The sequence below is a fragment of the Streptomyces hazeniae genome, assembly GCF_031845485.1.
In the GTDB taxonomy this organism is placed as follows: Bacteria; Actinomycetota; Actinomycetes; order Streptomycetales; family Streptomycetaceae; genus Streptomyces; species Streptomyces hazeniae.
In genome coordinates this window covers 634,394-644,468 of the sequence record NZ_JAVREQ010000001.1, presented here as the reverse complement: position 1 = coordinate 644,468, position 10,075 = coordinate 634,394, and the positions used below count along the sequence as shown (strand labels likewise).

Here is a 10,075-nt window from a genome sequence, read left to right as displayed (position 1 = left end):
GATCGGCGGTGCGCCAGCGCACGCCGTGGAAGAGGGCCAACCCGGCCGGAGGGGCGACACATGAGTGAGGAACGGCTCCGCGAGTACCTCAAGCGGGCGAGCGCGGACCTGCACCGCACCCGTCAGCGACTGGGCGAACTCGAGGCGCGCAGTTCGGAGCCGATCGCCGTGGTCGGCATGAGCTGCCGGCTGCCCGGCGGGGTCGAGTCGCCGGACCAGCTGTGGCGACTGCTGGACAGCGGTACGGACGCCGTCTCCGCCTTCCCCACCGACCGCGGCTGGGACGTGGAGGCGCTCTACGACCCGGACCCCGACCGTCCCGGCACCACGTACGCCACCGAGGGCGGATTCCTCCACGGCGCCGCCGAGTTCGACCCCGAGCTGTTCGGCATGAGCCCGCGCGAGGCGCTGGCCACCGACCCGCAGCAGCGGCTCCTCCTCGAAGCCTCCTGGGAGGCCGTGGAGCGCAGCGGCATCGACCCCGTCTCGCTCCGCGGCAGCCGCACCGGCGTCTACGTCGGCGTGATGTACAACGACTACGCCACCCGCATCCAGCACCCGCCGCGCGGCATGGAGGGCTATCTGGGCAACGGCAGTTCGCCGTCCATCGCCTCGGGGCGGGTCGCCTACACCTTCGGCCTCGAAGGGCCCGCCGTCACCCTCGACACGGCGTGCTCCTCCTCCCTGGTGTCGCTGCACCTGGCGTGCCAGGCGCTGCGTGCCGGGGACTGCTCCCTGGCGCTCGCCGGCGGCGTCACCGTGATGTCCACGCCCGTCACGTTCGTGCAGTTCGCCCGGCATCGCGGCCTGTCCCCGGACGGCCGCTGCAAGTCCTTCGCGGACGGCGCCGACGGCACCGGCTGGGGCGAGGGCGTCGGCCTGCTGGCCCTGGAACGCCTCTCCGACGCCCGCCGCAACGGCCGCCCGGTGCTCGCCGTGATCCGCGGCACCGCCATCAACCAGGACGGCGCCAGCAGCGGACTCACCGCCCCCAACGGCCCGTCCCAGCAGCGCGTCATCCGGCAGGCGCTGGCCGACGCCCGGCTCACCGCCGGCGACGTGGACGCCGTCGAGGCGCACGGCACCGGCACCACCCTCGGCGACCCCATCGAGGCCCAGGCCCTGCTCGCCACGTACGGGGCCCAGCGCCCGGACGGCCGGCCCCTGTGGCTCGGTTCGGTGAAGTCCAACCTCGGCCACACGCAGGCCGCCGCCGGTGTCACCGGCGTCATCAAGATGGTGCTGGCCCTGCGGCACGGCAGGCTGCCCCAGACCCTGCACGTGGACGCCCCGTCGCGGCACGTGGACTGGTCCGACCGCATCGGCCTGCTCACCGAGGCGCAGCCGTGGCCCGCACAGGACCGGCCACGCCGGGCCGGCGTGTCCGCGTTCGGCGTCAGCGGCACCAACGCGCACGTCATCGTCGAAGAGGCGCCCGCCCCGGCCGAGGAGAGCCCGCAGGACGAGCAGAAGCCGGCCGACGGCGAACGGCTGCACGCGCGCACGCTGCCCCTCGTGCCGTGGCCGGTGTCGGCGAAGACGGAGGACGGCCTCGCCGCGCAGGCGGAACGGCTTGCGGCCGGCGTCTCCGGCCTCGCCGCCGCCGACGTCGGCCACTCGCTCGCCACCACCCGCGCCGCCCTCGAACACCGCGCGGTGGCACTCGGCTCCACCCCCGAGGCACTGCACGCCGGCCTCGCCGCCCTGGCATCCGACGCGAGCGACGAGACGGACGCGTCCGACGAGCCGACCGGGCCGAGCACCGTCCGCGGACGCACTCTCGGCGGACCGGTCGCCTTCCTCTTCTCCGGCCAGGGCTCGCAGCGCGCGGGCATGGGCCGCGACCTGTACACCTCCTTCCCCGTCTTCGCCACCGCGCTGGACGAGGTGTGCGCCCACTTCGACGGCGGCGCGCGGCCCGCGCTGCGCACCGTCATGTTCGAGGACGGGGACCTGCTCGACCGCACCGAGTACACCCAGCCGGCGCTGTTCGCGCTCGAAGTGGCGCTGTTCCGCCTGCTGGAGTCGTGGGGCGTGCAGCCCGACCACCTGATCGGCCACTCCATCGGCGAACTCGTCGCCGCCCACGTCTCCGGCGCCCTGTCGCTCGCCGACGCCTGCCGACTGGTCGCCGCACGCGGCCGGCTGATGCAGGCGCTGCCCGCGGGCGGCGCCATGGTCGCCGTCCGCGCCACCGAGGACGAGGTCGCGCCGCTGCTCGGCGACGGCGTCTGCCTCGCCGCCGTCAACGCCTCCGGTTCCGTGGTGCTGTCCGGCGACGAGGACGCGGTGCTGCGCGCCGCCGACCGGTTCGGCGACCGCCGCACCCGCCGCCTCACCGTCGGCCACGCGTTCCACTCGGCGCGCATGGACCCGATGCTGCGCGAGTTCCGCACCGTCGCGGAGTCCGTGGAGCACCACGCCCCCCGCATCCCGGTGGTGTCCAACCTGACCGGCGAGACGGTGGAGGAGTTCACCGCGGACCACTGGGTGCGCCACGTGCGCGAACCCGTGCGGTTCGCCGACGGCACCGCCGCCCTGCGCCGGCTCGGCACCCGCCGGTTCGTCGAACTCGGCCCGGCGGGACCGCTGTCCGCCGCCGTCGCCGACGACGTGCCCGCGGACGTCCTCGTCCAGCCGCTGCTGCGCAAGGACACCCCGGAGGCCACCGACCTGGTCCACGCCCTCGCCCGGCTGTGGACGGCCGGCGTGCCCGTCGACTGGCGGCGCTTCTACGACGGCACCGGCGCCGCACGCGTCGACCTGCCGACCTACGCCTTCCAGCACCGGAGGCTGTGGCTCGACTCCGTCGTCACCCGCCCCGACGAGGCCGACAACCACCCGCTGCTGGACGCCGGACGCGACCGCGCCGACGCCGGGGGGACCGCCTTCCACGGCGAGCTGTCCGTGCGCACCCACCCCTGGCTCGCCGACCACCGGGTGTCCGGCCGCATCCTGGTACCCGGCACGGCGTTCCTCGACATCGCCCTGCACGCCGGTCACCTCACCGGCTGCCCCGGCGTGGACGAGCTGATGCTCGTGCACCCCCTGGTGCTGGGGGAGACGGACCGGGTCGCGCTCCAGACCGTCGTCGGCGCCGCCGACGAGGCCGGGCGCCGGCAGATCACCGGCTACGCCCGCCCGCACGACGCCTCCGGCCAGGAGTGGACCCGCCACTTCGAGGGCACCCTCGGCCCGGACGCCGATCCCGACCTGGACGCCGAGCTGGCCGACGCGCACGCCGTCTGGCCGCCCGCCGGGTCCGAACCCCTGGACACCGCCGGCCTGTACGACGAACTCGCCGACGCGGGCCTCGCCTACGGCCCGCTGTTCCGTCTGCTGACGGACGCCTGGCGCTGCGGCGACGAGATCCACGCCGAGGTGCGGCTGCCCGAGGAGAGCCACGTCGACGCGGAGCGCTTCCGCCTGCACCCGGCGCTGCTCGACGCAGCCCTGCACGCCGCCGCCCTCGACGGGGCCACGGACGGTGCCGTGCCGTTCACCTGGTCCGGCGTGTCCGTGCGCGCCGCCGGCGCCGCCGCGCTCCGCGTCACGCTCCGCCGCACCTCGGACCAGGTGCTCGCGCTCACCGCCACGGACGGCACCGGCACCCCGGTCCTGAACGTCGAGTCGCTGCTGGTCCGGCCCGTCACGGAGGACGGACTGCGGGAGCGGCCGCGCACCCGGCCGCGGGACGCCCTGTTCCGCATCGACTGGCAGGAACTGACCGTCCCGGCGCCCCGGGACGGGGCGACGCCCGGCGAGACGCCCGTCGTGGTGGACCTGCCCGGCGCTTCCGACGACCTGCCGGACGACCCGCACCAGGCCGTACGCGAGGCCCTGCACCGCACCCTCGCGCTGGTGAAGGACCAACTGGCGCGCCCCGCGGGCGAGGACGTGCGCTGCGTGCTCCGCACGCGCGGCGCCGTGGCCCTGCCCGGGGACACCGCTCCCGACCCGGTCGCCGCCGCCGTGCAGGGGCTGGTGCGTTCCGCCCAGTCGGAGAACCCCGACCGCTTCGTGCTGGTCGACGCCGACGACACGGGCCCCGGCGCCACCCCGCCTCCCGCGCAGATCCTCGGCCGCGACGAGCCCCGGCTCGCGCTGCGCGACGGACGCTGGTACGTGCCCCGGCTCGTACGCGTGCCGGCGGAACCCGAGCAGGCCGGCACCCCGTTCGACCCGGACGGCACGGTGCTCGTCACCGGCGGCACGGGCCGGCTGGGCCGCGCCCTGTGCCACCACCTGGTGGCCACCCACGGCGTACGGCACCTGCTGGTCACCAGCCGGTCCGGGCCGCACGCCGCCGGCGCCGCCGAACTGCGCGGACTCGACGCCGACATCACCGTCGAGGCCTGCGACATCGCGGACCGCGCCTCGGTGGAACGCCTCCTGGACGCCGTCCCCGCCGAGCACCCCCTGACCGCCGTCATCCACCTGGCCGGCACCTTCGACGACGGCATCGTCCAGTCGCTGACCCCGGAACGCATCGACGCCGTGATCGCCCCGAAGGTGGCCGGCGCGCTCCACCTGGAGGAGCTGACCCGCGACGCCGACCTGGCCGCGTTCGTCCTCTTCACCTCCGCCGCCGGTACCTTCGGCGGCCCCGGACAGGGCAACTACGCGGCGGCGAACGCCTACCTGGACGCGTTCGCCGAACGCCGCCGGGCCTCCGGCCTTCCCGGCCTCTCCCTGGCGTGGGGGCTCTGGGAGGGCGAGGACGGCATGGTGGGCGGGCTCACCGAAGTGGACCTGGCCCGCGCCGGCAGCATCGGCGTGCTGAGCCTGACCGGGCCGGAGGGCCTGGCGCTGTTCGACGCGTCCCTGCACCGCGACGAAGCCGGCCTGGTGCCCGTGGCGCTCGACTTCACCGTCCTGCGCCGGCAGGGGGCCACCCTGCCCGCGCTGCTGCGCGGACTCGTCACCCGGCCGGCGACCCGTTCGCGCGGCGCCCGCCGCACGAAGGCCATGATCGACGTGGTCCGCGACCGGGTGGCGGCCGTGCTCCGGCACTCCTCCGGCGGGACCGTCGACCCCGAGAAGGCCTTCTCCGAACTGGGCTTCGACTCGCTGATGGCGGTCGAGCTGCGCAACCGGCTCAGCGAGGAGACCGGAGTACGTCTGCCCGCCTCGGTCATCTTCGACCAGCCGACGCCCGCCGCGCTCGCCGCCTACCTGGAGGCCGCCTCGGCGGACCAGCACGCCGACGCCGCCGCACAGGCCCCGGCACCGAAGTCGGCGCGCCCGGCCGACGACGAGCCCCTGGCCATCGTCTCCATGGCGTGCCGCCTCCCCGGCGGCGTCGAGTCGCCCGAGGACCTGTGGGACCTCGTGCTCCGCGGCGACGACGCCGTGGTGCCCATGCCCGAGGACCGCGGCTGGGACCTCGGCCGGCTCTTCGACTCCGATCCGGAACAGCACGGCACCAGCTACGTGCGCGAGGGCGGATTCCTCACCGACGCCGACAAGTTCGACCCTTCGGTCTTCGGCATCTCCCCGCGTGAGGCCCTCGCCATGGACCCGCAGCAGCGGCTCCTGCTGGAGTCGACCTGGGAGCTCTTCGAACGCGCCGGCATACCGCCCCGCTCCCTGAAGGGCAGCCGCACCGGCACCTACGTCGGCCTGATGTACACCGACTACCCGATCCTCCTGCACGGGCGGCAGCACGACCTCGAAGGCCACCTCGGCAGCGGCACCGCCGGCAGCGTCGCCTCCGGTCGCGTCGCCTACACCTTCGGGCTGGAGGGCCCGGCCGTCACCGTCGACACCGCCTGCTCCTCCTCCCTGGTGGCGATCCACTGGGCGGCCAACGCGCTGCGCGCCGGAGAGTGCGACCTGGCGCTGGCCGGCGGCGTCACCGTGATGTCCACCCCCACCGTCTTCCAGCAGTTCAGCCGCCAGCGCGGCCTGGCGCCCGACGGCCGCTGCAAGCCGTTCGCGGAGGCCGGGGACGGCACCGGCTGGGGCGAGGGCCTCGGCCTGATCCTGCTGGAACGCCTCTCCGACGCCCGCCGCAACGGGCGCCGCATCCTGGGCGTGATCCGCGGCTCCGCGGTCAACTCCGACGGCGCCTCCAACGGGCTCACCGCCCCCAACGGCCCGTCCCAGCAGCGCGTCATCCGCCAGGCCCTGCAGACCGCGGGCCTCGGCCCCGGCGACGTCGACACCGTCGAGTCGCACGGCACCGGCACCCCGCTCGGCGACCCGATCGAGGCCCAGGCCCTGCTGGCCACCTACGGCCAGGGCCGGTCCGCCGACGCCCCGCTGCTGGTGGGCGCCCTGAAGTCCAACCTCGGCCACACCCAGGCCGCGGCCGGCGTCGCCGGGGTCATCAAGAGCGTCATGGCCATGCGGCACGGCACGTTGCCGAAGATCCTGCACCTGGACACGCCCTCGTCCAAGGTCGACTGGGACGCGGGCGCCGTACGGCTGCTCGCCGACCACCAGGCGTGGCCCGCCACCGACGGCCGTCCGCGCCGTGCCGCAGTGTCGTCCTTCGGCATCAGCGGCACCAACGCCCACGTCATCCTGGAACAGCCCGCCCCCGAGGACGCCGAACCCGCCCCCGCCGAACCGCGGGAGACCGGGCCCGCCGCGTGGACGCTGTCCGCGCCCACCGCCGCCGCGCTGCGCACCCAGGCCGCCCGCCTGCTGACCGCCGCCCGCGAACTGGAGCCCGCGGACGTCGCCCTGACCCTCGCCGCGGGTCGCTCCGCGCTCGACCACCGCGCCGTCGTCGTCGGCGCCGGCCGGGACGGACTCCTCGGCGGACTCGCGGCACTCGCCGCCGGCGAGCCGTCCGGGCACGTCGTGGAGGGCGTCGCCCGTCCGCTGAGCCGACCGGTGTTCGTCTTCCCCGGCCAGGGCTCGCAGTGGGCCGGCATGGCCGCCGACCTCCTCGACGCCGCACCGGTCTTCGCCGAGCACGTCGCCCGCTGCGAAACGGCCCTTTCGGAGTTCGTCGACTGGTCGCTCACCGACGTGCTGCGCCAGGCGGACGGCGCCCCCGGCCTGGACCGCGACGACGTGGTGCAGCCCGCCACGTTCGCCGTCAACGTCTCCCTGGCCGAGCTGTGGCGCGCCTACGGCGTCGAACCCGCCGCCGTCGTCGGCCACTCGCAGGGCGAGATCGCCGCCGCCTGCTTCTCCGGCGCCCTGTCGCTCCGCGACGCCGCCCGCGTCGTCAGCCTGCGCGCACAGGCCATCACCACCCTCGCCGGCGGCGGCCTGCTCTCCGTGGAGGCCGCCCCCGACGACGTCGAGGAGATGCTGCGGCCGTACTCCGGCCGGCTGCACGTCGGCGTCGTCAACAGCCCGCGCGCCGTCGTCGTCTCCGGCGACGGCGACGCCCTGGACGCACTCGCCGCCCACTGCGACGCCCAGGGCGTCCGCACCAAGCGGGTACCGGTCAACTACGCCTCGCACTCGCCGTACGTCGACGAGATCGAAGACCGTCTCGCCGAGGCACTGGCCCCGATCACGCCCCTCGAACCCGAGGTGCCGTTCTTCTCCACGGTCACCGCCGACTGGGCCGACACCGAGGACCTTCCGCTCGACGCCGGTTACTGGTTCCGCAACCTGCGCAGCCCGGTCCGCTTCGCCGACGCCGTGCGCGCCCTCGCCGAGCAGGGCTTCGGCCCCATGATCGAGGCGAGCTGCCACCCCGTGCTCACCGGCGCCGTCACCGAGACGCTCGCCGACCGCGAGGACGTCGTCGCGGTGGGCTCGCTGCGGCGCGACGACGGCGGACTCGACCGCTTCCTCACCTCCGTCGGCGAGGCACACGTCGCCGGCACCCCCGTCGACTGGAACCGCGTCCTGGACGGCACCGGGGCGCGCCGCGTCGACCTGCCCCCGTACGGCTTCGAACGGCGCCGCTTCTGGCCCCGGCTGGAGGACCATCCCCTCACCCACGAGGAGGCGGACCCCCAGGAGACCGCGTTCTGGCGCGCCGTGGCCGCCGAGGACGCCGAGTCCGTCGGCAAGCGGCTCGACCTGGCGCCGCAGCAGCTGGAATCCGTGCTGCCCGCCCTCTCCCGCTGGCACAGCGGCCGACGCCTCCGCTCCACCCTGGAGGGCTGGACCTACCGCACCGCGTGGACGCCCGTCACCCCTTCCGCGACGGAACCGCCGACCGGCACCTGGCTGGTGCTGCGCGCCGAGGGCGACGGCGGACACGACGCACTCGCCACCGAGGCGACCCGCGCCCTCTCCGACGGCGGCGCGGACGTCGTCGAGCTGGTGCTCGGCGCCGGGGAGACCGACGTGGCGGCGCGCCTGCGGGACGCGCTGGACGGCGTGCAGCCGGCCGGTGTGCTGAGCCTGACCGCGTTCGACGAGACCCCCACCCCCGGCGACGGCGTGGTGCCCGTGGGCCTCGCCCGGCTCCTCGCCACCGCCGCCGCCCTGGAGGACCTCGGGGTGGACGCACCGCTGTGGGCGGCGACCACCCAGGCCGTCGGCACCGGGCCGCAGGACCCGCCCCGCCACCCCGCCCAGGCCCTCGCCTGGGGCGCCGGCGTGGTCCTCGGACTCGACCTGCCCCGCACCTGGGGCGGCCTTGTCGACCTTCCCGGCACCCTCGGCCCCGACGGCGCCGAGCAGCTGCGCGCGGTCCTCACCGGCGCGACCGGCGAGGAACAGCTCGCCCTCCGCCCGGACGGCATCACCGCACGGCGCCTGGTCCGCGCCCCCGCCGAGACGGAACTCCCGCCGTGGCAGCCGCGCGACACCGTGTTCATCACCGGCGGCACCGGAGCCCTCGGCGGTCACCTCGCCCGGTGGGCCGCCCGCTCGGGCGCCGCACGCGTCGTCCTGGTCAGCCGCCGCGGCGAGGCCGCCGACGGCATGCCGGAGCTGCGCGACGAACTCTTCGACCTCGGCGTCGAAGCCGTCGTCGCCGCCTGCGACCTGACCGACCGGGACGCCGTCCACGCCCTGTTCGCGAAGATCACGGTCGACGGCCCGCCCGTGCGCGCCGTGCTGCACGCGGCCGGCACCAGTGGACGGCAGGGCACCGTCTCCGACCTCACGGTCGCCGAGACGGCCGCCGTGCTCGGCCCCAAGGTCGAGGGCGCCCGCCACCTCGCCGAGGTCGTCGACGCCCTGGACGAACAGCCGGACGCCTTCGTGCTGTTCTCCTCCGGCGCCGGAGTCTGGGGCAACGCCGGCCGGGTCCCGTACGGCGCCGCCAACGCCTACCTGGACGCCTTCGCCGCCGCGCGTCGCGCCTGCGGACTGCCCACCACCTCCCTGGCCTGGGGCGCGTGGGGCGGCGGCGGGGGCATGGTCGACGCCGACACCGGCCGGTACTTCCAGCGGCTCGGCATCCGGCAGATGAACCCCGACCACGCCGTGCAGGCGTGCGCCGACGCCGTCGGCCGCGGCGAGGGCGCACTCGTCGTCGCCGACATCGACTGGAAGGCGTTCGCCCCCGCCTACGCCGCCGCCCGCAGGCGGCCGCTGCTCGACGGCGTCGCCGAAGCCCGGGACGCGCTCACCACCACCGACGACACCGAGACGGAGGACGGCGGCGAGCCGGAACTCGTCCGCGAACTGGAGGCCCTGAGCGCCGGCGAACGCGAGCGGCGCCTCGTCGACCGGCTGCGCCGCGAGGCCGCCGTCGCGCTGGGGCACGAGTCCGCCGCGGAGATGCGCGCCGACCGGCCGCTGCGCGAGCTGGGCTTCGACTCGCTGACGGTCGTCGCCCTGCGCAACCGCCTGTCCGCGGTCACCGGCCTGAAGCTCCCCACGACGCTCGTCTTCGACCACCCGACCTTCCCCGAACTCACCCGCTACCTGCTGACGCGCCTCTACCCCGCCGACGACGGCGCGCCGGCCCAAAGCCCGGAGGAAGCGGCCACCTGGGCCGCCGTACGGTCCATCCCGCTCAGCCGCCTGCGGGAGAGCGGGCTGCTGGACGCCCTGCTCGAACTGGCCGCCGCTCCCGAGCAGTCCGATCCGGCCGCGTCCCGGGACGGCTCCGCCGAACCCGACCGGGACTTCGACGACATGGACGTCGCCGACCTCGTCGAGCTGGCCCTCGGCACCGACAACGACTCACAGGAACACTGAG

General features: G+C 75.7%; 1 protein-coding gene. It reads left to right on the top strand.

Annotated features, from left to right (window positions below; genetic code table 11):
* The first annotated feature begins 60 nt into the window (after positions 1-60).
* Complete coding sequence (locus RM572_RS02720; protein WP_311671619.1) at positions 61-10,074, top strand: type I polyketide synthase; 10,014 nt, start codon at positions 61-63, stop codon at positions 10,072-10,074.
* Position 10,075: the final 1 nt, after the last annotated feature.

Coding starts and splice junctions, on each gene's coding strand:
- RM572_RS02720 (WP_311671619.1), top strand. CDS start 61: ATGAGTGAGGAACGGCTCCGCGAGTACCTCAAGCGGGCGAGCGCGGAC.